We start from the raw sequence: 22650 nt of genomic DNA on the forward strand, positions 1-22650 counted from the left end.
TGACCGCGTGGCGAGAGTGCGGTTGAGCGTGGCCGAGCGGCGGGAGGAGCTGCTGCGGGCCGCCATCGGGCAGATCGAGGCGCGGGGCGTGGCGGCGGTCAGGATCGCCGACGTGGCCGCGGTGCTCGGGGTGAGCAACGCGCTGGTGCTGTACCACTTCTCGACGAAGGAGAAGCTGGTCGCGGCGGCGTTCACCTACGCGGCGGAGGACGATCTCGCACATCTGCGCAAGCTGCTGGGCCGGCGGACGTCCGCGCTGCGCCGGCTGCGGGCCGCGGTGCGCTGGTACGCGCCGACCGGACAGGCCAAGGGCTGGCGGCTGTGGATCGAGGGCTGGGCCGTGGCGCTGCGCGAGCCCGCCCTACGGCAGGTCACCCGGGACCTGGACCAGCGGTGGAAGGCCGCGATCACCGAGGTCATCGCCGAGGGCGTGGCGGCGGGCGAGTTCGCCTGCGCCGACCCGGCCGGCGCCGCGCTGCGGCTGACCGCGCTGCTGGACGGGCTGGCGGTGCAGCTGACGTCGTACCCGGGAGCGGTGCCACGGGCGCGCGCGCAGGAGTGGGCCGACGACGCGCTGGCCCGCGAACTGGGCCTGGAGCGCAGTGCGTTGACCGAGCGCTAGGGCCTGTCGTTTGGATCAGGCCGGCTGTAGGTCACGGCGCCTTCCAACCGACCCGAGCGGGGTCTGGTGCGTGCAGCTGCAAGGCGGAGGAGGGCGCCAACGCGATGGGGGTCCCCCCGCGATGGGGGTCCCCCCGCGCGAGCGAAGCCGAGCGTGGGGGAGAAGCCGAGCGTGGGGGAGTTGGCAACCGACGACAACGCCGCAGATGTGCGTGCCAGACCCCGCGACGCCGGGATGATCCAAACGACAGGGCCCAGGGCCTGTCCGGGCTGCGCCGGCGGGCCCGGCGCCACGGTGACGAGCCACCGCCCGCACCGCATCCCAGGCCAAGGCGCCCCGCCCCGGACAACCGCGCCCCGCACCGCAGGCCGCACGGTGCGAGGCACGTCGGTGGGGGTCAGGCCACCGAGGCGATCCGCATCTTGATGTCGTCGGGCGACAGGGTGCCCTTCGCCGTGACGTGGTCGCCGGAGGACTCGCCGCGCAGGCGGCGGCCGATCCACGGGACGAGGTACTCACGGGCCCAGTGGACGTCGTCGCGCCGGATGTCCAGGGTGCCCCGGGGCGGCAGCGGCGGCCACGGCTGCTCGGGGTCGGCCGGGATCGGCAGGCCGAGGGCCTGGCCGGCGCGCAGCGCCACGCGCGTGTGCCCCTCGGGCGAGAGGTGGAGCCGGTCGCTGTCCCAGGCCCTGCGGTCCTGCACGGACTTCAGGGACCACAGGTCGAGCACGGGACAGCCGTACCGGTCCGCGATGGCGCGGACATGGCCGTTGTACGTGGCGATCTTGCCCCGCAGGTGCTTGAGCACCGGGACGCCCCGGGTGTCGAAGCCGGTCGTCACCAGCACCGTGCCCGCGGCTTCGGCCAGCCGGGCCACGGCCCGCTCGAAGCGCTCGGCCACCTCGTCCGGGTCGGTGCCGGGCCGGATGATGTCGTTGCCGCCCGCGCAGAAGGAGACGAGGTCCGGGGCCAGTTCGACGGCCTGCGGGAGCTGGTCCTGCACGATCTGGTCGAGCAGCTTCCCGCGGACCGCGAGATTGGTGTACTTGAAGTCGCCTTCGGGCCGCCGGTCGGCGAGCAGTACCGCGAACCGGTCGGCCCAACCGACGAACGCCCCGTCGGGCCCGGGGTCGCCGACGCCCTCGGTGAAGCTGTCCCCCACCGCCACGTACGACCCGATCACTGATCTGTTGTCATTCTTCGAATCGTCTGCCACGTCGGACCATGATTCCCCTTCCGATGTGACCTACGCGACCGTAAGGAGGGGTTGACGAACGGTGAGATGAGACACCCTTAAATAATTTGCCAATCCAGGAATAGGGCTGATCCCGGACGGGTTGACGGTGTGACTCAGCCGACGGGGACGCCATGCCGGCGGAGGTAGCCGACGGGGTCGACGTCCGAGCCGTAGTTCGGCGTGGTGCGGATCTCGAAGTGCAGGTGCGGGCCGGTGACGTTGCCGGTCGCGCCGGACAGGCCGATCTGCTGGCCCTCGGTCACGGTCTGCCCGGCCGAGACGGAGAGCTGCGAGAGGTGGGCGTACTGCGCGTAGTAGCCGTCGTTCAGCCTGATGACGACCTGGTTGCCGTACGCGCCGCCCCAGCCGGCGGAGACGACCGTGCCCGCGGCGACGGACTTCACCGTGGTGCCGGTCGGTACGACGAAGTCGACGCCGGTGTGGTAGCCGCTGGACCACATGCTGCCGGCCACGTGGTAGCCGGTGCCGACGACGGCGCCGGTCACCGGGAGGGTGAAGCCGGTGGTGGTCGTGGTGGCACCGGAGGACTGGGGTGCCGGTGCCGCCTGGGACGCCGAGGAGTGCGACTCGGCCGACGGCCGGCTCGGGGCCGCGGACTCGCCGTGGGTGTGCGCCGACTGCCGGTCGAGCGCGAGCTTCAGGCCCGGGTGGATGAGCGACGGGTCGTCGCCGACGGCCCGCCGGTTGTCGTCGTAGAGGCGGTGCCAGCCGCCGGAGACGTGCTGTTCGTCGGCGATCACCGAAAGGCAGTCGCCGGACTTCACCGTGTAGGTGTGCACACCCGGATTCGCCTGCGCGGCCGCCTTCTTCACCGGTGACTGAGGGGACTGCGCGGCTTTTACGGAAAGGGGCTGCGTGCCGGTGGCGGCGTGGGCTCCGGTGGTTCCGATGAGGGGGAGGGCCAGGGCGGCGCCACCGGTTCCGGCGACGGCGATCGAGCGGGAGAAACGCGGGGGCTTGGGACGTCGGTGCTTACCCTTCGCGGGCATGGCGCATTTCCTCTCCGACGCCTGCGAGGTCAGCTGTCGGGTTCGGGCTGGAGCGGCCCGGCCGCCGTGGCGACTTCACCCCTAGCCTGTCGCGGAGACCGGACAGGCAGTCGTACCTGGTGGGTCCCCCGCTCCTGCCGAACGCGGGTCAAGTGTGGGACTCCGGGCGGCGGCAGGACTCGGCGTTCCGTCCGGATTGGTGGGGAACGTAAGCGAGCAAGACGCACGGAAACAAGCGGCCGGTTCCCGCCGTTCCGATTCCCGAAGATCGAATGCGGGAATTCACGATCACCCTCCGTGAATTCCCGCCCGCCGACACCTTTCAATTCCCCTTTTCAGCATGAAAATTACGTGAACATGACGCGCGACGCACGGTCATGAATATGACGCTCCTCACCCGCTCTTCCACCACGACCCCTCATTCCACAGCGAGTTGCAACGAAGGCGCCAATTCGGGCAGAAAGCTCAGATGCGGCGCAGCCGGAGAACCATCGCATCAAGGTCGCCCTTGAGTCCGGTGCGCAGACCGTGGTGCAACAGGACGGCACCCCGATGAACTTCACCCGTTTCGCGGCATTCGTACGATGCCGTCGGGTCGAGTCCGCGCAGACGCAGCGCCGGGACCGGCTCGCCGTGGCTCTGCGCCTGGAGCCAGGCCAGGACCACCGCCTCCTCCCCGCGGACGTACTGGACCGCGCTGAGGCCGCCGGCCGGGGGCCGCAGCCGGTACAGCTCGCCGTGCTGGACGACGGTCCGGATCTCTTTGTAGAGCTCGACCCACTGCCGGGCCTCGGCCAGCTCCTCACCGGTCCACTCGGTGAGGTCGCCACCGACCCCGAGGACCCCCGCCATGGCGCTGACGAAACGGAACCGCAGGGTGCTGACCCGGCCGTTGAGCTGGGTGTTCGGGCTGTCCGTGACCCAGGCGGCCATGACCCGGGCCGGGTGGATCTGGCTGAAGCCGTGCTGGATGGCGAGCCGGTCCAGCGGGTCGGTGTTGTCGGAGGTCCACACCTGGTCGGTGCGACCGAGCACACCCAGGTCGATCCGGCCGCCACCGCCCGAGCAGGACTCGAAGGCGACCCCCGGGTGAGCCGCGCGGAGCCGGTCCAGCAGGGCGTACAGGGCGCGGACGTGGTCCACCCACAGGCGCTGCGGATATGGCTCACCGGGCCAGCCGGCGTCGGTGAAGCAGCGGTTGAAGTCCCACTTCACATAGTCGATCGGGGCGCTGGAGAGCAGGGTGTCCAGCTGCTCCCAGAGGTACTCCTGGACGTCCTCGCGGGCGAGGTTGAGGACGAGCTGATTGCGCAGTTCCGTCCGCTTCCGTCCTGGTTGGTACTGCACCCAGTCGGGGTGCGCGCGGTACAGGTCGCTGTCCGGGTTGACCATCTCGGGCTCGACCCAGATGCCGAACCGCATCCCCAGGCCGTGCACCTGGTCGGCGAGGGGCTTGAGCCCCTGCGGGAAGCGGCCGGGGTTCGGGGTCCAGTCGCCGAGCCCGGCGCGGTCGCTGGTGCGGGCGCCGAACCAGCCGTCGTCCACCACGAACAGCTCGACCCCGATCCCGGCGGCCCGGCGGGCGAGCGCGAGCTGCTGGTCCTCGGAGATGTCGAAGTTCGTCGCCTCCCAGGAGTTGAAGAGCACCGGCCGGTCCCGCTCGGCGTCCGGGATGACGTACGCGCGCTGGTAGGCGTGCCAGGCGCGGCTCGCGCCGCCGAAGCCGCCGTCGCTCCACAGGCCCGCGAAGACCGGGGTGGTGTACGACTCCCCCGGCTGGAGGAGCAGCAGGCCCGAGTCGTCGTAGCCGGCGCCGCCGGTGATCTGCACGCGTGCGTCCGGGAGTTGGGCGACCGCGATGCGCCAGGAGCCGGACCAGCCGAGCGCGCAGCCGTAGACCTCGCCGCGCTCCTCGGTGGCGTCGGTGTCGAGGGCCACCCAGGGCAGGTGCTGGTGGCCGGTGTGGCCGCGGCGGCTGCCGATGACCTTCTCGCCGTAGGTGAGCGGGGCGGCGGTCAGGCGGGACTCGGCGGCCCAGCGGCCGTGCAGCTGGGACAGCCGCCAGCCGTCGCGGTCGGGCAGGGTCCAGGTGGCCGCGTCGGCCCGCAGCAGCTCCACGCGCGCGTGGGAGCCGTTCGCCACGGTGACCCAGCGCTCGACGACGTCACCGCGCATCCGGTAGTGCAGGGTGACGGCAAGGCCGTCGTCGTCGAAGCGCAGGCGCAGCTCGTCGCCCTCCGTCTCGTACGCCCCGAAGCTCCACTCCGTGCCGCGGCGCTCGTCGGTGCGCACGGACAGGGCGGGGCGGGCGAAGCGGGGGCCGCCCTCGACGGGGTACTCCTCACGGCCGTCGAGCGGGGACTCGAAGGGCCAGTACCCGGGCAGCGGGTCCGCGGCCAGGGCCTCCGCGTCCGCGAGGGCGATGCGCGGCCCCCAGTGCAGGTGGAGCAGCTCGTCCGTGTCGGTGAGATGCAGGGCATAACTACTGGTGGGCCCCGAGAGGAGCCAGGTACGACCGTCTTCGGCGATGTCCACCACTAAGACCTCACAGGTGCCAACAGATCCGCTCAAGTGCCAACATCATCGGGGGCGCGGCACCTGGTGACAATGCCTGTGGACAACTCCTTGCCCGAGGAAACCGATGTCGTATCGTCGACGGAGTGCCCGCCGGCGAGACGCGGCGGCGGGGCCCCGACCCGGGAGGAGCCCCCCGTGACGCAGCAGGTCCCGTCGACCGAGCCGGAGCTGGCCGGAGTCCGTAATTTCCGCGACGTGGGCGGACTGCCGACCGAGGACGGACGGCGGGTGCGGCACGGCGTGCTGTTCCGCAGCGGCCATCTGGCGCACGCGACCGAGGACGACGCGGCCTTCCTCGCCTCCCTGGGCCTGCACACGATCTTCGACTTCCGCAACGCGGCCGACCAGAGGCTGGAAGGCCCGGACGTCGAACTGCCCGGCGTGCGGAACGTGAACCTGCCGCTGAGCGACCCGGCGGACGGCGCCGAGTTCTGGACGATGGTCCGCGACGGCGACCTCGACCAGCTGCGCGGGATCCTCGCCGACGGCAAGGGGGCGGCCCGGATGATCGCCTCGTACCGGTCGATCGTCAAGGAGCGCACCGCCGAGCACTCCCGGGTGCTGCGGGCGCTCGCCGAGGACAGCGTGCCCGCCCTGATGCACTGCGCGGCGGGCAAGGACCGCGCGGGCATCTCCATAGCCGTGACGCTCCTCGCGCTGGGCGTGGAGCGCGAGGCGATCGTCACCGACTACCTGGAGTCCAACGCCAAGCACCGGCGCTACAAGGTCCGCCGCAGCGGCAGCGCGGAGACCGCGTACACCCCGGAGGTGATGGAGCTGCTGAGCCCGCTGTTCGACGCGCGTGCCGAGTATCTCCAGGCGGCGTTCGAGACCATCGAGGAGTCCTGGGGCGGGGTGGACGCCTACCTGCAGCAGGGCCTCGGCCTCGCCCCGGCGGCCCGGGACCGGCTGCGCGAACGCCTGCTGGACTGACCCGTTCCCCGGGCCCGGCAGCGGTTCCGGCCCGCCTGTCAGCCCTTGGCGCCCACCGCGAACAGCAAGTACAGGAACGCGGCCAGGACATGGCCGAGCGCGATGTAGATGATCAGCCGGATCCACAGGGCACGGGGAAACTTCGTCTCGGGGTTGCTCATGACAGCTCTCCGGTCAGCGGCCCCAGGCACAGCGTGGCCGTGGGGCTCTGCAGCAGGGTGTGGACGAACAGCAGCTCGACGCCGTCGTGGTCCTCGGCGGCGAGCCGGTGCGGGGTCAGGGAGTCGAAGTGCGCGCTGTCGCCGGGCGCGAGCAGGTGCGCGGTGTCACCGAGGCGCAGCCGCAGCCGGCCCCTGAGGACGTAGAGCCACTCCTCGCCGGGGTGGACGCGCACGATGTCGCCCTGCGAGCCGTACGGCACGCGCACGCGCAGGGCCTGCATGCCGCGGCCGGGCACCCCGGCCTGGAAGTACGTCCAGCCGCCCGCCCGGGTCGGCTCCATGTCGCCGGCCCGCACGATCGCGTCCCGGTCGGCGACCGTCTCGCCCAGCACTTCGGAGACGGTCGTACCGTAGATGCGGGCGAGGGCCAGCAGCATCGGCAGCGAGGGCTGCCGCCGTCCCGTCTCCAGCCGGGACAGATGGGCCGGTGAGAGCCCGGCGGCGCGGGCCGCGGCTTCCAGGGTGAGGCCGGCGCGCCGGCGCAGTGCCCGCAACTGCGGTGCGACGGCGGGCAGCTCGTCGCCCGGGCCCGCCGACGGGCCGGCGTCTGAGGCGTTCATGCCTCCATTCAGCCCCGGTATTGCCCGTGGGGCAATTTTCTTGCCTCTGAGGCAAAAACCAATGCCTCGGAACCCACGCCTCGCTCGTCCGGCGCCCCCTCCCTGCTACACTCCCCTCAAGAGTTGAACACGTTCAAAAGCAGGGGGACCGCATCATGGCCGCATCCGGCTCGCCCAACCCGAGCGACTCACCCGCCGTCGCACTCGGCCCGCTCGCTCTCTTCTTCGGGATCGTCGCCGCCACCAGTGCGTGGCCCACCCTCACGTTCTTCCTGTTCCCCTGGTCGCTCCTCGCGGGCGGCTTCGCGGTCACCTTCGGCGCCATGGCCGTCCACTACGCCGCGTGCGGCATCGGCCGGCTGTGGACCGCGGTCACAGCGACGGTCCTGGGCGCCGTCGGACTCGCCGACCTCTTCCTCCTCTTCGTGGCGCTTCCCGGCTAGGGACCGGTCAGCGGTTGGCCACCGCCTGCTTGATCAGCGTCTTGCCGAAGTCCCACATCAGGCCGCCACCGCTGTGTGCGTCGTCCATCACGGCGATGAACGCCGCCACGAACCGGTCCACGTCCGCCTCGTCGATGATCAGCGGCGGGATCAGCTTGATCACCTCCAGGTGGTCACCGGAGACCTGGGTGAGGATCCGGTGCCGCTGCAGCAGCGGTACGACGACCATCTGCGCGAACAGGCCCTTGCGGGCGGCCTGGAGCATGGCCCAGCGGCTGCGCAGCTTCAGCGAGGACGGCTTGCCGAACTCGATGCCGATCATCAGGCCCCGGCCACGGACGTCGGCGAGCAGCTCGTACTTGTCGATCAGCGCGCTCAGCCGGGACTTCAGCAGCTCGCCGGTCCTGCGTACGCCCGCGACGATCTGCTCGTTCTCCATGGCCGACAGCACGGCGAGGCCGCACGCCATCGCCTGGGCATTGGAGCCGAAGCTCGCCGAGTGAACCAGTACGCGGTCCATGGTCGAGTAGACCTTCTTGAAGATCCACTCCTTGCCGAGCGTGGCGCCGACCGGGACGTACCCGCCGGACAGCGCCTTGGCCACGCACACCAGGTCCGGTTCGACGCCGTCCTCGTGCTGGTAGGCGTAGAAGTCGCCGGTGCGGCCGAGGCCGGTCTGCACCTCGTCGGCGATGAGCAGCGCCTTGTGCTGGTGCAGCAGCTCCTGGGCCGCGCGCAGATAGCCGGGCGGGGCCTCGTGCACCCCCTTGCCCTGGATCGGCTCCACGATCAGGGCGGCCACGTCGCCCTGCTTCAACTCCCGGGCCAGGGCGTCGAGATCACCGAGGGGTACGGCGGTGTCGGGCAGCAGCGGGGCGAAGCCGTCGCGGAAGCCGCGCTCGCCGTTGACCGACAGGGAGCCGGTGGTCAGGCCGTGGAAGGCGTGGTCGCAGTAGAGGGTCCTGGGCTTGCCGGTGGCGTACCGGGCGAACTTCAGGGCCGTCTCGACGGCCTCCGTGCCACTGTTGCCGAAGAACACCCGGTCCAGGTGGGGGCTGTGGGCGAGGAGCCGTTCGGCGAGGAGGCCGGGCAGCGGCTGGCAGTCGAAGCGGGTGAGGTCGGCCAGGTCCAGGTCGAGCACGTCGTGCAGCGCCTTGCGGACGACCGGGTGGTGGCGGCCGAGGCCCATCACCCCGAACCCGGCGAGCATGTCCAGGTAGTCGTTGCCGTCCGCGTCGAAGAAGTGGGCGCCCTCGGCGCGCTCGTAGACCTTGTCGAAGCCGATGGTGTGCAGCATGCGCGGGAGCTGCGGGTTGAGGTGCCTCGTGTGCAGCTCGTAGCGTTCGGCGCCGCGCTCGGCGAGCAGGGCGCCGAGGTCGAACTCCGTTCTCATTCACTCTCCTTGGCTGTGCCGCCCGCGTCCTCGACGGCCAGGCTCGCACTGATCCGCCCGGCGATCTCGACGGGCGTGAGACCGATGTCGGCCAGCACCTCGCCGCGCTTGGCGTGGGCGAGGAACTGCTCCGGGATGCCGAACCGCCGTACCGGCACGTCCACGTCGGCGTCGCCGAGGGCCAGCGCGACGGCCGAACCGACGCCCGCGGCACGGCTGTTGTCCTCCACCACGGCCACCAGCCGGTGCTCGGCGGCGAAGCCCGGCAGCGCCGGGTCGACGGGCTTGACCCAACGGGGGTCCACCACCGTGCAGTTGATGCCGCGTGCCTGAAGCAGGTCGGCGGCCTGGAGGCACACCGGGGCCATCACACCGACGGCCACCAGCAGCACCTCGGGGCGTTCGGCGCGGTGCAGGACGTCCATGCCACCGACATGGCCGATGGCCGGGATGTCCGGGCCGACCGACTCCTTCGGGAAGCGGACCAGGGTGGGCGCGTCGTCCACGGCGACGGCCTCGCGCAGCTGGGCGCGCAGCTGTCCGGCGTCGCGCGGGGCGGCGATCCTGAGGCCGGGGACGACCTGGAGGATCGACATGTCCCACATGCCGTTGTGGGAGGCCCCGTCGACGCCGGTGACGCCGGCCCGGTCGAGGACGAAGGTGACCCCGCAGCGGTGCAGGGCGACGTCCATCAGCAGCTGGTCGAAGGCGCGGTTGAGGAAGGTGGCGTAGACGGCGACGACCGGGTGCAGCCCCCCGGTGGCGAGGCCCGCCGCGGAGACGGCCGCGTGCTGCTCGGCGATGCCCACGTCCCACACCCGGTCGGGGAAGCGCTCGGCGAACCTGCCGAGGCCCACCGGGTGCAGCATGGCCGCCGTGATCGCCACGACGTCCTCCCGCTCCTCGCCGATCCGTACGATCTCGTCGCCGAACACCGAGGTCCAGGACGGCCCGCCCGACGGCGCGAGCGGTTCACAGGTGAGCGGGTCCATCACGCCGACGGTGTGGAAGTGGTCCTCCTCGTGGAGGAGGGCGGGCTCGTAGCCACGGCCCTTCTCCGTGAGGCAGTGGACCAGGACCGGGCCGTGGAATCGTTTCGCGCGGCGCAGCGCCGACTCGACGGCCTTGATGTCGTGGCCGTCGATCGGGCCGACGTACTTCAGGCCCAGGTCCTCGAACATGCCCTGCGGGGCGAAGGCGTCCTTGAAGCCCTTCTTCGCGCCGTGCAGGGACTCGTAGATCGTGGTCCCGACGACCGGGGTGCGCAGCAGCACGTCCTTGCCCCAGGCGAGGACCTTCTCGTAGCCGTCCGTCGTGCGCAGGGTGGCGAGGTGGTTGGCGAGGCCGCCGATGGTCGGGGCGTAGGAGCGTTCGTTGTCGTTGACGACGATGATCAGCGGGCGGTCCTTGGCGGCCGCGATGTTGTTCAGCGCCTCCCAGGCCATGCCGCCGGTCAGCGCGCCGTCGCCGATGACGGCGACCACATGGCCCCTCTCCCCCTGCACCTGGTTGGCCTTGGCGAGGCCGTCCGCCCAGCCGAGCGCGGTGGAGGCGTGACTGTTCTCGATGACGTCGTGCTCGGACTCCTCGCGCGAGGGGTAGCCGGACAGTCCGCCCTTGCCGCGCAGCTTGGAGAAGTCCTGACGCCCGGTCAGCAGCTTGTGGACGTAGGACTGGTGTCCGGTGTCCCACAGGATGCGGTCGACCGGTGACTCGAAGACCCGGTGGAGTGCGACGGCCAGTTCCACCACGCCCAGATTGGGCCCGAGGTGACCGCCGGTCCGCGACACCGCGTGCACCAGGAACTCACGTATTTCCTCGGACAGTTCACCGAGTTCCGCCTCGGACAGCGCCTTCAGGTCGCGTGGTCCCCGGATGGTCTCCAGAATGGTCACGCTGGGCCCCCTCTCGGTCCGTGCCGTGCTGTGCTCAACTCACTTCGTCTGCGGGGCTCGTCCGCTCGGCGAGCTTCATGGCCTCTTCGATGAGGGTCTCGACGATCTTCGACTCGGGTACGGTCTTGATGACCTCGCCCTTCACGAAGATCTGCCCCTTGCCGTTGCCCGAGGCAACTCCGAGGTCGGCCTCGCGCGCCTCGCCCGGACCGTTGACCACACACCCCATCACCGCGACCCTGAGCGGTACTTCCATGCCGTCGAGGCCCGCGGTGACCTCCTCGGCGAGCTTGTAGACGTCCACCTGGGCCCGGCCGCAGGACGGGCAGGAGACGATCTCCAGCCGCCGCTGCCTGAGGCCCAGTGACTGGAGGATCTGGATGCCGACCTTGACCTCCTCCACCGGCGGGGCGCTCAGCGAGACGCGGATCGTGTCGCCGATGCCCCGGGACAGGAGGGCCCCGAAGGCCACCGCCGACTTGATCGTGCCCTGGAACGCCGGGCCCGCCTCGGTGACGCCGAGGTGCAGCGGGTAGGCGCAGCTCTCGGCGAGCTGCCGGTACGCCTCGATCATCACGACCGGGTCGTTGTGCTTGACGGAGATCTTGATGTCCCGGAAGTCGTGCTCCTCGAAGAGGGACGCCTCCCACAGGGCCGACTCGACCAGGGCCTCGGGGGTCGCCTTGCCGTACTTCTGGAGCAGGCGCCGGTCCAGGGAGCCGGCGTTCACGCCGATGCGGATCGGCGTGCCGTGGTCCTTGGCGGCGCGCGCGATCTCCTTGACCTGGTCGTCGAACTTCTTGATGTTGCCCGGGTTCACCCGGACCGCCGCACAGCCGGCCTCGATGGCCGCGAAGACGTACTTCGGCTGGAAGTGGATGTCCGCGATCACCGGGATCTGCGACTTGCGGGCGATGGTGGCGAGGGCGTCCGCGTCGTCCTGCGTGGGGCAGGCGACGCGGACGATCTGGCAGCCGGATGCGGTGAGTTCCGCGATCTGCTGCAGGGTGGCGCCGATGTCCGACGTACGGGTCGTCGTCATCGACTGCACCGACACCGGGGCTCCGCCCCCGACCGCCACCGGCCCGACGTGGATCTGCCGCGACTGCCGCCGCGGTGCGACCGGACGGGCCGGTACCTCGGGAACGCCCAAGGGAATGGCGGTCATGGCGTCAGTCCTGCTTTCCGCTCGTCATCGTCTCGCGCGCGGCCCGCAGGGACTCCTTCAGGGAGCCCATGGTGGCGAGCACGGCGGTCGGCTCGTAGCCGCAGTGCGCCATGCAGTTGGCGCAGCGCGGGTCCTTGCCGCGGCCGTACTTGTCCCAGTCGGTCTTCTCGACGAGTTCGCGGTACGTGGCCACATAGCCGTCGCTCATCAGGTAGCAGGGCTTCTGCCAGCCGAAGAGCGAGTAGCTCGGGATCGCCCACGCCGTGCACGGGAAGTCGACCTTGCCCTCCAGGAAGTCCAGGAAGAGCGGGCTCTGGTTGAGCCGCCACCGCTTGCGGTTGCCGCCCGAGAACGCCTTCTTGAACAGCTCGCGGGTCTGCTGCACGCCGAGGAAGTGCTCCTGGTCCGGCGCCTTCTCGTAGGCGTAGGCGGGCGAGAGCATCATCTCGTCCACCTTCAGGTCGTCATTGAGGTAGTTCAGCACCTCGACGACGGTCTGCGGGGTGTCGGTGTTGAAGAAGGTCGAGTTGGTGGTCACCCGGAAGCCGCGCCGCTTGGCCTCCTTGATGGCCTCGACCGCCTCGTCGAAGGTGCCCTCCTTGGCCACCGAGGCGTCGTGCCGCTCCCGCAGCCCGTCGATGTGCACGGCCCACGCGAAGTACGGCGAGGGCTTGAACTTGTCCATCTTCTTGCGCATCAGCAGCGCGTTGGTGCACAGGAAGACGAACTTCCTCCTGGCCACCAACTGCCGTACGATTTCGTCGATCTGAGGGTGCATCAACGGTTCGCCACCGGCGATGGACACCATCGGCGCACCGGATTCCAGCACCGCGCCCACGGCCTGGGCCACGGGCATACGCTGCTTGAGGACCCCCGCCGGGTGCTGGATCTTGCCGCAGCCCTCGCACTTGAGATTGCACGCGAACAGCGGCTCCAACTCCACGAGCAGCGCGAACTTGTCCCTCTTCTTGAGCTTCTGCTCGAACAGGTATGTAGCGACCTTGATGGACTGACGCAACGGCATGGCCATCTGGCTCACCTCCGGGGAAGCAGCAAAGAACGGTGCCATTCAAAAAAAGCGGGAACAACGGATCGAAGAACGCGAAAGGCTGATATCCCACCGCGTACTGTGCCGATCCGGACGAGCTCATGTTCGGGAGCGTCCACGACCACCCGCACGGCCGCCACCGGGCGCTCACCGATGCGGACGGCGGTCAGCAGCGTGGCCGCCGACTCCATGTCGACCGCGATCGCGCCGGTCGCGAGCAGGTCGGAGCGCTCGTGACCGCGCACGACGTGGTCGGAGCCGGTGAGCGGGCCGGTGTGGACCGTGCGCGCGGGCAGCAGGCGCACGAGTTCCTTGACGAGCAGTTCGGTACCCACGCAGGCGACGGTCCCGCGCGGGTCCCGGGTCTGCTCGGCGACCACGAGGTCACCGGGGTGCATGCCGGGGGCGAGTCCGGCGCAGAAGCCGGTGGCCAGCACGGCCGCGTCGGCCAGCGCGGGGTCCGCGAGCTGCCGGGTGACGGACCGTTCCGCCGCGCGGGGGCCCATGCCCGTGCGGACGAAGCCGACCGGCCCGTCCGCCCCGCTCCTGTCGCCCGTGCGCAGGGCCAGGTGCTCGATGCCGAGCGCGCAGGCGATCAGCAGCGGGGCGGGTGCGGGCTGGGTGGTCAAGTCAGCTCCCCTTCGCCTCGGACAACGGTTTCCCGGCGAGGAGGCCGCGCTCGAAGGGGTCGCCGTGCAGGTACCGGCCCAGGGCGGTGAGCGGGAAGACCTGCCGGTACAGGTGGTAGTTGATGGAGAAGTCCCAGGGGAAGCCGGTGCCGGTGAAGTACGGCTCGTCCCAGGAGCCGTCCTCGCGCTGGGTGTCGGCCAGCCACCGGACGCCGCGCTCGACGGCCTTGGAGGCCTGCTCCCCCGCCGTGAGCAGGGCCATCAGCGCCCACGCGGTCTGCGAGGCGGTGGAGGCGCCCCGGCCGCTCCATTCCTTGACGTACTTGTAGGAGCGCAGGTCCTCGCCCCAGCCGCCGTCGTCGTTCTGCACGCTCTCCAGCCAGGCCACCGCCCGCCGGATCGCCGGATGGGAGCCGGGCAGCCCGGCGGCGGTCAGCGCGGGGACCACCGACCCGGTGCCGTAGATGTAGTTGACGCCCCAGCGGCCGAACCACGAGCCGTCCGGCTCCTGTTCGGCGAGCAGCCACTCGATGCCCCGGCGGGTGCGCGGGTCGTGCGCGAGTCCCTCGGCGGCGAGCATCTCCACGACATGCGCGGTGACGTCGGCGGACGGCGGGTCGATGACCTCGCCGAAGTCGCAGAACGGCAGCCGGTTCGGGAACGGGCTGGTGTTGTCGACGTCGAAGGCGCCCCACGCGCCGTTCTTCGACTGCATCCCCAGGTTCCAGCGCACCGCGCGCCCGATGGCCCGGTCCACGCGCTCGGGGTCGTGATGCCTGACCCGGCGCAGCGCCAGGCAGACCTCGGCGGTGTCGTCGATGTCGGGGTAGTTGTCGTTGTGGAACTCGAACGCCCAGCCCCCCGGCGGGAGCCCGGGGCGCTGTACGGCCCAGTCACCGGGCCGGACGATCTCCTCGCCCAGCATCCAGTCGGCCGCCTTGACCAGCTGCGGATGGTCGGCGGGGAGCCCCGCGTCGACGAGTGCGATGGTGGCGAGGCAGGTGTCCCACACGGGGGACTGGCAGGCCTCGATCATCCGGGACCCGTCCTTTCGCCACACGGCGAAACGGTCCAGCGAGGCGAGGCCCTCGCGCAGCACCGGGTGCTGCAGGTCGTAGCCGAGCAGGTGCAGGGCGATGACCGAGTACACGGCCGGGGGCTGGATGCCGCCCCAGCAGCCGTCGTTCTCCTGCCGTTCGATGATCCAGCGGGCCGCCGAGTTCATCGCGGCCTTGCGGAGTCTGCGCACGGCGACCTTGCGGTAGCCGCGGACAACCTTGTCGAGCCGCTGGAACAGCCCCTCCCAGCTCACCGCCGGCGCGAGCGGCCGCGGCGGGTTCGGGTGGGCGGGGTCGGTGTGCAGCTCGTCCAGCGGGAAGGGCGCGGGGCGCACCGGGCGCTTCGCGGAGACGATGGTGAGCGGCACGATCGTCTGCCGGGCCCAGCAGCCGAAGTCGTAGATGTTGAGCGGGAACCAGGTGGGGAAGTAGATGAGTTCCGGCGGGAGTTCGGGCAGGTCCTCCCACTTCCACCAGCCGAACAGGGCGAGCCAGATCCGGGTGAACACACGGGAGGCGGCGATACCGCCGCGCTCGCGGATCCAGGCGGAGGCCCTCGCCATGTGCGCGGCCTCGGGCGCGTCACCGGCCAGCCGCAGGGCGACGTACGCCTCGATGGTGGTGGACAGTTCGCCGGGCCCGCCGTAGAAGGTGGCCCAGGTTCCGTCCTCGCGCTGCTCGCCGCGGATGAACCGGGCCGCGGCCTGCGTGGTCTTCTCGTCCCGGATGCCGAGGAACTGACGGAGCAGCAGGTCCTCGGCGTCCATGGTGACGTTGGTCTCCAGGTCGCCTTTCCACCAGCCCTGGGCGTCCTGCCGCGCGAGCAGGAGGTCGGTGGCGCGCCGTGCGGCGCGGGCGGCGGCTTCGTGCACCCCGGCCGTCTCGGGGGTGGTGAGGGTGGTGTCGCTGGCCGCGGCAGCGCGGGACGGCACAGTCGCCCCGGTGCTTCCGTCGGTCGTCGCTGTCATGGCTTCCCCTTCGTGCAGTCGTGCGAGTCGTGCTGCTGTGGGTCCGCCGTCGGCCGGTGTCCTCATGTCGATCCTGGGACACCGGCCGGCGACTACGCGAGGCGTGTTCGGCCGATAGTGATCATCTCTTCCGTACGACGACGAAGTCGGCGAGCGCCGTGAAGGAGTCCCGTACCCGGCCGGGCATGTCGACGGCGTCGAGGGCTTCGATGGCGATGGTGTGCTGACGGCGCGCTTCCTCGGCCGTCCAGTCCCGGCCGCCGGCCTCCTCGATGAGGGCCGCGCGGGCCGCGAACTCCTCCTCGGAGAAGTTCTCGAAGTCGCTGCTCTTGGCGTCCGCCGCGAGGATCTCGCCGAGCCGCTCGGAGGCGGAGCCGCCGGCCGCGAGCGCGGCGACGACCGGCAGGGACTTCTTGCGCTGGCGCAGATCGCTCCAGGTCTGCTTGCCGGTGGCCTCCGGGTCGCCCCAGATGCCGAGCAGGTCGTCGATCGCCTGGAAGGCGAGGCCGAGGTGGTAGCCGTACCGCTCCAGCGCGTCGGCGGTGGCGTCGTCCGCGCCGCCGAGGACCGCGCCGATGGAGCTGGAGGCGGCGAGCAGCGCGCCGGTCTTGTTGCCCTCCATCTCCAGGCACTCCTCGACGCTGACCCGGTCGCGGTGCTCGTAGGAGATGTCCTGCGCCTGACCGTCGATCAGGGCGCGGGAGGCGGTGGTCAGCCTGCGGGTGGCGCGGCCGGCCTCGACGGTGCCGAGCTCCAGCAGGACCTCGTTGGCGAGGGCGAACAGGGCGTCGCCGACCAGGATCGCCTGGGCGGGGCCGTGCACCTTCCAGACGGTGTCGCGGTGCCGGCGCTGCTCGTCGCCGTCCATCAGGTCGTCGTGCAGCAGCGAGAAGTTGTGGACGAGTTCGACGGCGACGGCACCGGGGATGCCCACCTCGGGCGCGGCGCCGGTGACCTCGGCGGAGAGCACGGCGAGCGCGGGACGCACGGCCTTGCCGCCGTCGCCGTCGGCCGGGTTGCCGGCGGCGTCGATCCAGCCGAAGTGGTAGGCGGCGACGGTGTCCATGGGAGGCGCCAGCCGGTCTACGGCCGCACGCAGGACCGGAGTGGCCAGGGTCCGGCCGCGCTCCAGCAACGCGGTCACGTCCACCGCGGCCCGTGGGGCGGGCGTCGAGGCCGGGGGCACAGTGGGCACAGTCTCTCCTCTTGTTGCGGTACCGGGGGTGCGGGGGCCTGCCGCATGCCGATCGGGCATCAGGCCGCCTCCTCGAACTCGAAGAGGTGGCGGGGGCGGGGCCGGCCCAGGGCACTGAGGGCGGCGTCGGCCGCGCTCACGCCACTGCGGACCGCACTCTCCATGGTCGCGGGCCACCCGGTGGCGGTCCACGCTCCGGCCAGGTACAGGCCGGGTGCCTTGGTGCGGGCGCCGGGCCGCAGCTGCCCGACGCCGGGGGTGGGGGCGAACGTGGCCGTGCGCTCCCGGGTCACGAAGAAGTCCTTCACCACCGCGCCACGCGTACCCGGAATCAGCCGCTCCAACTCGGGCAGATAGCGCTCACGCAGTTCGGCGACCGGCAGGTCGATCTCGTCCTGCGCGGCCGACTGGGACAGCGCCAGGTACTGACCCTCGGTCAGTCCGGAGGCGTCCGTGCGGTCGAAGACCCACTGCACCGGGGTGCCGAGGGCGGCGAAGAAGGGGCGCGCGAGCACCTTGCGGTCGTAGACGACATGGACGTTGAGGATCGGCGCGGTGCCGATGCGCAGCAGCTGCTCGGGGGCGTCGAGGGCGCCGGGCGGCAGCAGGGCGTGGGCCTCGCGCTGGGGTACGGCGAGGACGACGGCGTCGGTTTCGAGTCGCTCGCCGGGAACCTGAACGCTCCAGGTGCCGTTCTCGTTGATGGAGACGGAGGTGACGCGTGTACGGACCTCGGTACGGACGCCCGCGGAGTCGAGCGCCTTGCGGGCCAGCCGGTCGTGCAGTTCGCCCAGCGGGACGTGGGCCCAGCCGATGTCGGCCGCGCCCGGGTCGGACAGCAGACCGGTCTTGAACACCATCGCGGCGAGCCCCAGCGAGGCGTCGCCCGCGACCGCGTTGAGGGTGGCGACCCCGACCAGGTCCCACAGGGCCTCGACAGCGCGCGCCGACTGGCCGTGCGCGGCCAGCCAGCTGCCGAAGTCCTGGGTGTCCAGGGTCGGATCGGCGAGGTCGAGCCCCTTCAGCGCGAGCGCGGCCCGCCCGACCGCGGCGCGTTCGGCGAGCGAGAGGTGCGGGTAGGCGGCCAGGCTGCGCCCCAGGTGGAGGGGGACGGGCAGCGGGTCGCGCCGCAGCCGGCCGAGCCGTCTGCCCTCGGGCTTGGCGACGTCGACGACGGGCACGTCCAGGCGGTCCTGCAGCGGTGCCAGCGCCGCGCCCTGGATCCGGTCCAGGAACCAGCGGTAGGCGGTGCAGCAGCGCAGGTACACGTGCTGGCCGTTGTCGACGGTCAGTTCGCCGCGCTGGAAGGAGAAGGCGAGGCCGCCCAGCCTGGGCCTGCCTTCGAGCAGGGTGACGCGGACGCCCGCGTCGGCGAGTGCGAGCGCCGCGGTGACCCCGGCGAGTCCACCGCCGACCACCACGGCGCTGCGACCCGCCGCGCCCTCGGGTTCCGCGGTGCCGTGCGACTGTGCGGGGCGTGAGCCGTCGCTCATCGTGCGTCCTTCCGTGCGAGCGCTCCGCGAGTGGGGCCGGGATGTGCCGTCCTTCGTCTGCGGCTTCGTCGTGGCTGGTCGCGCAGTTCCCCGCGCCCCTTCGGGGCGCCGCAGACCTGCTCGGCGTACAGAGTGAACGGTGCACGCTCCGCCGTCGCAGTCAGGGACGCCACGCCGCAGCGCGGGGTTGCCTGTCGCATGTCGCCTGGTTCGGCGAGATCCATCAGGCGCGCCTCCTGACGGACCGTGGCGAGACATGGCGGGTCACATGCCGGGTGTCCAGACCGGACAGGCCGCGCACGGCGACGTAGGCCTTCTCTCGTCCGGGCAGCGAGACCCGGCCGCGCAGCACGGCCTCCGGGTCGCGCTCGATGCGGTCCAGCAGCCGGCGGTAGATACCGGCCATGGCGGCCACGCAGGCGCCGCTGCGCCGGTCGAGCATGGGGAGCAGCCGGTAGCCCTCGGCGAAAAGGGCGCGGGCCCGTCGCACTTCGAAGTGCACGAGACCCGCGAAGTCGGAGCCCTCCGGTGGCGTCGGCCCGTCGAACCCGGCCGAACAGCCGAATTTGGCGAGGTCGTCGGCGGGCAGATAGGTACGGCCGCCGGCCGCGTCCTCGCGGACGTCTCTGAGGATGTTGGTCAGCTGCAGGGCGAGGCCGAGCGTGTCGGCGTACTCGGACGCGCGTTCGGCGCCGCGCGCTCCCGGCTCGGTGCCGAACACGCCGAGCGAGAGCCGGCCGATGGCACCGGCGACACACCGGCAGTAGACCTTCAGGTCGTCCCAGGTCTCGTAGGTCTCGCCGCGTACGTCCATCTGGACGCCGTCGATCAGCTCGTCCAGCCCGCCGAGCGGGATCGGGAAAGCGCGTGCTGCGTGGGCGAGGGCGACCGCGACCGGGTCGGTGTCGTCCTCCTCGACCTCACCCTCGCGGACCCGGGTGAGCAGCGCCCTGGTGTCCTCCAGCCGCTTCAGCTTCACCTCGCCGGCCAGGTCGCCGTCACCGATGTCGTCCACGCGGCGGGAGAACGCGTACAGCGCCGACATGGCGCGGCGCTTGGGCGTGGGCAGCAGCCGGATGCCGTAGGCGAAGTTACGGGCCTGCTGCCCGGTGACGGTCTCGCAGTAGCTGTAGGCGGCGAGTACCGGTGCGGACACGTGTGACGGAGAATCCACGGTCCGGATCACCCCTCTCCTCGCAGGATCACGCCCGCCTCACGCAGCAACTGGACCTTGCCGGGTCTGGGCGGGCCGGGAAGTACGTCGTATTCGGCGGCGGCGATCGCGTGGATCGCCGCCCTTCCCCCCGCCACGAACCCCGCGAGCAGCAGCTTGAGTCTGCCGTGGACGCTACCCACGAGGGGGGCGCCTTCATTCAGCAGAACGCGGGCGCGTTGCGCTTCGTATGCAACCAGGGCGCGCACCGATGCGCTCGCGGTTTTCGCGGCGAGATCCGTTTCCTGGACGTGAAAGCGCTTCATGTCCTCGGCCGGGAGGTAGATCCGGTCCCGGCCGAGGTCCTCGGCGACGTCCTGGAGGTGTTCCACGATCTGCAGCGCGGTGCAGATCGCGTCGGACAGCCGGATCCGCTCGGGGGTCGAGGTGCCGGTGACGGCGAGGACGAGGCGGCCGACGGGGTTGGCGGACAGTTCGCAGTAGGCGAGGAGGTCGTCGTAGGTCTCGTAGCGGGTGACGAGCTGGTCCTGGCGGTTGGCGGCGATCAGACCGAGGAAGGGCTCGGGGGTGAGGCCGCGGCGGCGGACGGCGGGTTGCAGCCGGCGCAGCAGCGGATGGTACGGGGTGCCGTCGAAGACACGGCGCAGGTCGGTCTCGAAGGCGTCGAGGAGGAGCAGCCGGTCCTCGGCCTCGGTGGCCGACACGCCGAGCAGCCGGGCGTCGGCTCCACCGGGGGCGAGGTCGCCGTCGCCGATGTCGTCGACCAGGCGGGCGAAGCCGTAGACGGCCATGAGGTCGTCGCGCCAGGACTTGGGCAGGAAGAAGGGGGCCACGGGAAAGTTCTCGCTCGTGGCCTTGTCAAGGGTGGCGCGTTCCGGGCCCGGCGCCGTCTCGGTCGCCGTCATCGGGTGCTGCCCGCGGCGGGGACGGCACGTGCTGCGTTGAGCTGGGGAGTTTCCGTAGCCATTGCCGTCACATCTCCCGTTCTACACCGCCGACCCAATACACACTATTTCGGACACGCCGCCCGGCAATGCGCGGGGCCGCCCTGGCGCGGGGTGTCGTGCATTATCGCCCCACTTGCCGCTTTCCGGCACTGGTACAGCTTACGTTGTACAACGCAGCAAGGTCCGTCGGGGTGTCCTGCACATCACAACAACACACCGATTGGTTCCAAGATTCCTACCGCCAGCCGGAGTTGACGGTTCCTTTACACACGTCGAGCCCGCCGGAGGGCTTCCGGCGGGGCCCCGGCCGGGACGGGTCACTTGCCCGTGAACTTCTCGTACTCCTTCAAGACCTCTTCGGTCGGCCCGTCCATGCGCAGCTCGCCGCGCTCCAGCCACAGGACGCGGTTGCAGGTGTCGCGGATGGACTTGTTGTTGTGACTGACCAGAAACACCGTGCCGGCCTCCTTGCGCAGTTCCCGGATGCGATCCTCGGAGCGCTTCTGGAACTTGCGGTCACCGGTGGCGAGGGCCTCGTCGATCATGAGGACGTCGTGGTCCTTGGCGGCGGCGATGGAGAACCGGAGCCGGGCCGCCATGCCGGAGGAGTACGTACGCATCGGCAGGGTGATGAAGTCGCCCTTCTCGTTGATGCCCGAGAAGTCGACGATCTCCTGGTAGCGCTCCTTGATCTGCTCCCGGGACATCCCCATGGCCAGACCGCCCAGGACGACGTTCCGCTCGCCGGTCAGGTCGTTCATCAGCGCCGCGTTCACGCCCAGCAGGGACGGCTGGCCGTCGGTGTAGACCTTGCCCCTCTCGGCGGGGAGCAGACCGGCGATGGCGCGCAGCAGGGTGGACTTGCCGGAGCCGTTGGAGCCGATCAGGCCGATGGCCTCGCCGCGGTAGGCGACGAAGGACACACCACGCACGGCGTGCACCTTGCGCACCCCGCGCGCGGCGTCGCCGGAGCCTCGCTTCAGGATGCGGCTGAGCGCGGCCGTAGCGCTGCCCTTCCCGGTCTTGGCGCCGTTGACGCGGTAGACGATGTGCAGCTCGTCCGCGATGACCGTCGGGCGGCTTTCCCCGCGGGCCCGGTCGTTGTGCTCGGCGTTCTGCTCAGCCACGGCCGTACCTCTCCTCCGCCTTCCAGAAGTACACGAACCCGCCCGCGAAGACGACCACGGCCCAGAACAGCGCGATGGCCCACACATGCGGCGGCAGGTTCGAGGCGCCGTAGCCGTCGATCAGCGCGTAGCGCATCAGGTCCATGTAGATGGCGGCCGGGTTGACCTGGAGCAGCCGGACCGCGAGCTCCGAGCGGCCCTCCATCATCTTGTTGATGGAGAACATGACGCCCGAGGTGTACATCCACGTACGCAGGACGAACGGCATCAGCTGGGCGAGGTCCGGGGTCTTGGCACCCATACGGGCCACGATCAGCGCGAGCCCGGTGTTGAACAGGAACTGCAGCAGCAGGACCGGCACGATCAGCAGCCAGGCGGGGCTCGGGTAGCTGCCGAAGCCGATCGCCACGACGAACATCACGATCATCGAGAAGAGCAGCTGCTGGAGCTGCTGCAGCGAGAAGGAGATGGGCAGCGAGGCGCGCGGGAAGTGCAGGGCGCGCACCAGGCCCAGATTGCCCGAGATCGCACGGACACCCGACATCACCGAGCTCTGCGTGAACGTGAACACGAACACACCCGTGACCAGGAACGGGATGTACACATCCTGGGACAGGCCGCGGCTCGCGTGCAGGATCACACCGAAGATGAAGTAGTACACGCCCGCGTTGAGCAGCGGTGTCGCCACCTGCCACAGCTGGCCCAGCTTGGCCTGGCTGTACTGCGCCGTCAGCTTCGCCTGGGAGAAGGCGAGGATGAAGTGGCGCCGCCCCCACAGCTGGCGGACGTACTCGGGAAGCGAGGGACGGGCGCCGCTCACGGCGAGCCCGTACCTGGCGGCGAGCTGCGACGCCGTCAGTCCCTCGTCGGGCGACGGTATCGCGCTCACCGCGACACCGTCGTCATGCGTTGTCTGACTCACGAGTGGAAATCCGGAACTCTCTTAGTAAGA

Annotated in this window: 21 protein-coding genes and 1 riboswitch; of the genes, 3 read left to right on the forward strand and 18 right to left on the reverse strand. The window is 70.8% G+C overall.

What is annotated here, in order from left to right; all coding sequences use genetic code 11:
* The first annotated feature begins 7 nt into the window (after positions 1–7).
* Complete coding sequence (locus ACWC0C_RS06760) at positions 8–622, forward strand: TetR/AcrR family transcriptional regulator (RefSeq protein WP_449199073.1); 615 nt, start codon at positions 8–10, stop codon at positions 620–622.
* Positions 623–1019: 397 nt separating this feature from the next.
* On the opposite strand, the gene ACWC0C_RS06765 is transcribed toward ACWC0C_RS06760, so the two are convergent.
* The 3 genes from ACWC0C_RS06765 to ACWC0C_RS06775 form a co-directional block, all read right to left on the reverse strand.
* A complete protein-coding gene (locus ACWC0C_RS06765; protein ID WP_449202208.1) occupies positions 1020–1805 on the reverse strand; it encodes an SGNH/GDSL hydrolase family protein in 786 nt (261 codons plus the stop codon).
* A gap of 167 nt (positions 1806–1972) precedes the next feature.
* Positions 1973–2869, reverse strand: a complete 897-nt coding sequence (locus tag ACWC0C_RS06770; RefSeq protein WP_450862156.1) for a M23 family metallopeptidase — start codon at positions 2867–2869, stop codon at positions 1973–1975.
* A gap of 3 nt (positions 2870–2872) precedes the next feature.
* A riboswitch (cyclic di-AMP (ydaO/yuaA leader) is annotated at positions 2873–3025 on the reverse strand.
* 309 nt (positions 3026–3334) lie between these two features.
* On the reverse strand, positions 3335–5407 hold the full coding sequence (locus ACWC0C_RS06775; RefSeq protein WP_450862158.1) for an alpha-galactosidase: 2073 nt from the start codon (positions 5405–5407) through the stop codon (positions 3335–3337).
* 174 nt (positions 5408–5581) lie between these two features.
* Here ACWC0C_RS06775 and ACWC0C_RS06780 point away from each other — a divergent pair, with 174 nt between their 5' ends.
* Complete coding sequence (locus ACWC0C_RS06780; RefSeq protein WP_450862160.1) at positions 5582–6379, forward strand: tyrosine-protein phosphatase; 798 nt, start codon at positions 5582–5584, stop codon at positions 6377–6379.
* A 38-nt stretch (positions 6380–6417) separates the two neighbouring features.
* On the opposite strand, the gene ACWC0C_RS06785 is transcribed toward ACWC0C_RS06780, so the two are convergent.
* Positions 6418–6540: a DUF6126 family protein gene (locus tag ACWC0C_RS06785; protein ID WP_450862162.1), complete on the reverse strand. Its 123-nt coding sequence runs from the start codon at positions 6538–6540 to the stop codon at positions 6418–6420.
* A complete protein-coding gene (locus ACWC0C_RS06790; RefSeq protein WP_450862164.1) occupies positions 6537–7160 on the reverse strand; it encodes a helix-turn-helix domain-containing protein in 624 nt (207 codons plus the stop codon). The genes ACWC0C_RS06785 and ACWC0C_RS06790 overlap by 4 nt, the downstream gene beginning before the upstream one ends.
* A 155-nt stretch (positions 7161–7315) precedes the next feature.
* Between ACWC0C_RS06790 and ACWC0C_RS06795 the strand changes: the two genes are divergently transcribed.
* The gene (locus tag ACWC0C_RS06795) at positions 7316–7603 is read left to right on the forward strand and encodes a hypothetical protein (protein WP_449202204.1); all 288 of its coding nucleotides are present in this window, start codon (positions 7316–7318) and stop codon (positions 7601–7603) included.
* 7 nt (positions 7604–7610) lie between these two features.
* On the opposite strand, the gene ACWC0C_RS06800 is transcribed toward ACWC0C_RS06795, so the two are convergent.
* The 13 genes from ACWC0C_RS06800 to ACWC0C_RS06860 all read right to left on the reverse strand — a co-directional run bounded on the left by ACWC0C_RS06800 (position 7611) and on the right by ACWC0C_RS06860 (position 22620).
* The gene (locus ACWC0C_RS06800) at positions 7611–8996 is read right to left on the reverse strand and encodes an aspartate aminotransferase family protein (protein WP_450862166.1); all 1386 of its coding nucleotides are present in this window, start codon (positions 8994–8996) and stop codon (positions 7611–7613) included.
* The gene (gene dxs / locus ACWC0C_RS06805) at positions 8993–10891 is read right to left on the reverse strand and encodes a 1-deoxy-D-xylulose-5-phosphate synthase (RefSeq protein ID WP_450862168.1); all 1899 of its coding nucleotides are present in this window, start codon (positions 10889–10891) and stop codon (positions 8993–8995) included. Before dxs ends, ACWC0C_RS06800 begins: the two co-directional genes overlap by 4 nt.
* A 34-nt stretch (positions 10892–10925) precedes the next feature.
* Positions 10926–12059, reverse strand: coding sequence for a flavodoxin-dependent (E)-4-hydroxy-3-methylbut-2-enyl-diphosphate synthase (ispG, locus tag ACWC0C_RS06810; protein WP_450862170.1), 1134 nt, complete (start codon positions 12057–12059; stop codon positions 10926–10928).
* Positions 12060–12063: 4 nt separating this feature from the next.
* On the reverse strand, positions 12064–13089 hold the full coding sequence (hpnH, locus tag ACWC0C_RS06815; RefSeq protein ID WP_450862172.1) for an adenosyl-hopene transferase HpnH: 1026 nt from the start codon (positions 13087–13089) through the stop codon (positions 12064–12066).
* A gap of 5 nt (positions 13090–13094) precedes the next feature.
* Positions 13095–13736, reverse strand: a complete 642-nt coding sequence (locus ACWC0C_RS06820) for a phosphorylase family protein (protein ID WP_449199620.1) — start codon at positions 13734–13736, stop codon at positions 13095–13097.
* Position 13737: 1 nt separating this feature from the next.
* Positions 13738–15762 carry a squalene--hopene cyclase gene (gene shc / locus ACWC0C_RS06825; protein ID WP_450862175.1) on the reverse strand — a complete coding sequence of 675 codons (2025 nt, stop codon included), beginning with the start codon at positions 15760–15762 and terminating at the stop codon, positions 13738–13740.
* A gap of 121 nt (positions 15763–15883) precedes the next feature.
* On the reverse strand, positions 15884–16948 hold the full coding sequence (locus tag ACWC0C_RS06830) for a polyprenyl synthetase family protein (RefSeq protein WP_450862273.1): 1065 nt from the start codon (positions 16946–16948) through the stop codon (positions 15884–15886).
* Positions 16949–17016: 68 nt separating this feature from the next.
* Positions 17017–18450 (reverse strand): hydroxysqualene dehydroxylase HpnE, encoded by a 1434-nt coding sequence (gene hpnE / locus ACWC0C_RS06835; RefSeq protein ID WP_450862177.1) that lies wholly within the window; start codon positions 18448–18450, stop codon positions 17017–17019.
* On the reverse strand, positions 18447–18674 hold the full coding sequence (locus ACWC0C_RS06840) for a DUF6380 family protein (protein ID WP_450862179.1): 228 nt from the start codon (positions 18672–18674) through the stop codon (positions 18447–18449). The genes hpnE and ACWC0C_RS06840 overlap by 4 nt, the downstream gene beginning before the upstream one ends.
* Positions 18674–19636: a presqualene diphosphate synthase HpnD gene (gene hpnD, locus ACWC0C_RS06845; RefSeq protein WP_449199616.1), complete on the reverse strand. Its 963-nt coding sequence runs from the start codon at positions 19634–19636 to the stop codon at positions 18674–18676. The genes ACWC0C_RS06840 and hpnD overlap by 1 nt, the downstream gene beginning before the upstream one ends.
* On the reverse strand, positions 19633–20529 hold the full coding sequence (hpnC, locus tag ACWC0C_RS06850; RefSeq protein WP_450862181.1) for a squalene synthase HpnC: 897 nt from the start codon (positions 20527–20529) through the stop codon (positions 19633–19635). Before hpnC ends, hpnD begins: the two co-directional genes overlap by 4 nt.
* 359 nt (positions 20530–20888) lie before the next feature.
* Positions 20889–21698 (reverse strand): ABC transporter ATP-binding protein, encoded by an 810-nt coding sequence (locus ACWC0C_RS06855; protein ID WP_449199614.1) that lies wholly within the window; start codon positions 21696–21698, stop codon positions 20889–20891.
* Positions 21691–22620 carry an ABC transporter permease gene (locus ACWC0C_RS06860; protein WP_449199613.1) on the reverse strand — a complete coding sequence of 310 codons (930 nt, stop codon included), beginning with the start codon at positions 22618–22620 and terminating at the stop codon, positions 21691–21693. Before ACWC0C_RS06860 ends, ACWC0C_RS06855 begins: the two co-directional genes overlap by 8 nt.
* Positions 22621–22650 lie beyond the last annotated feature (30 nt).

Source organism: Streptomyces sp. NPDC001709 (genome assembly GCF_053596375.1).

Coding starts and splice junctions, on each gene's coding strand:
- ACWC0C_RS06770 (WP_450862156.1), bottom strand. CDS start 2,869: ATGCCCGCGAAGGGTAAGCACCGACGTCCCAAGCCCCCGCGTTTCTCC.
- ACWC0C_RS06785 (WP_450862162.1), bottom strand. CDS start 6,540: ATGAGCAACCCCGAGACGAAGTTTCCCCGTGCCCTGTGGATCCGGCTG.
- ACWC0C_RS06790 (WP_450862164.1), bottom strand. CDS start 7,160: ATGAACGCCTCAGACGCCGGCCCGTCGGCGGGCCCGGGCGACGAGCTG.
- ACWC0C_RS06795 (WP_449202204.1), top strand. CDS start 7,316: ATGGCCGCATCCGGCTCGCCCAACCCGAGCGACTCACCCGCCGTCGCA.
- ACWC0C_RS06800 (WP_450862166.1), bottom strand. CDS start 8,996: ATGAGAACGGAGTTCGACCTCGGCGCCCTGCTCGCCGAGCGCGGCGCC.
- ispG (WP_450862170.1), bottom strand. CDS start 12,059: ATGACCGCCATTCCCTTGGGCGTTCCCGAGGTACCGGCCCGTCCGGTC.
- hpnH (WP_450862172.1), bottom strand. CDS start 13,089: ATGGCCATGCCGTTGCGTCAGTCCATCAAGGTCGCTACATACCTGTTC.
- shc (WP_450862175.1), bottom strand. CDS start 15,762: ATGACAGCGACGACCGACGGAAGCACCGGGGCGACTGTGCCGTCCCGC.
- hpnE (WP_450862177.1), bottom strand. CDS start 18,450: ATGAGCGACGGCTCACGCCCCGCACAGTCGCACGGCACCGCGGAACCC.
- ACWC0C_RS06840 (WP_450862179.1), bottom strand. CDS start 18,674: ATGGATCTCGCCGAACCAGGCGACATGCGACAGGCAACCCCGCGCTGC.
- hpnC (WP_450862181.1), bottom strand. CDS start 20,529: ATGACGGCGACCGAGACGGCGCCGGGCCCGGAACGCGCCACCCTTGAC.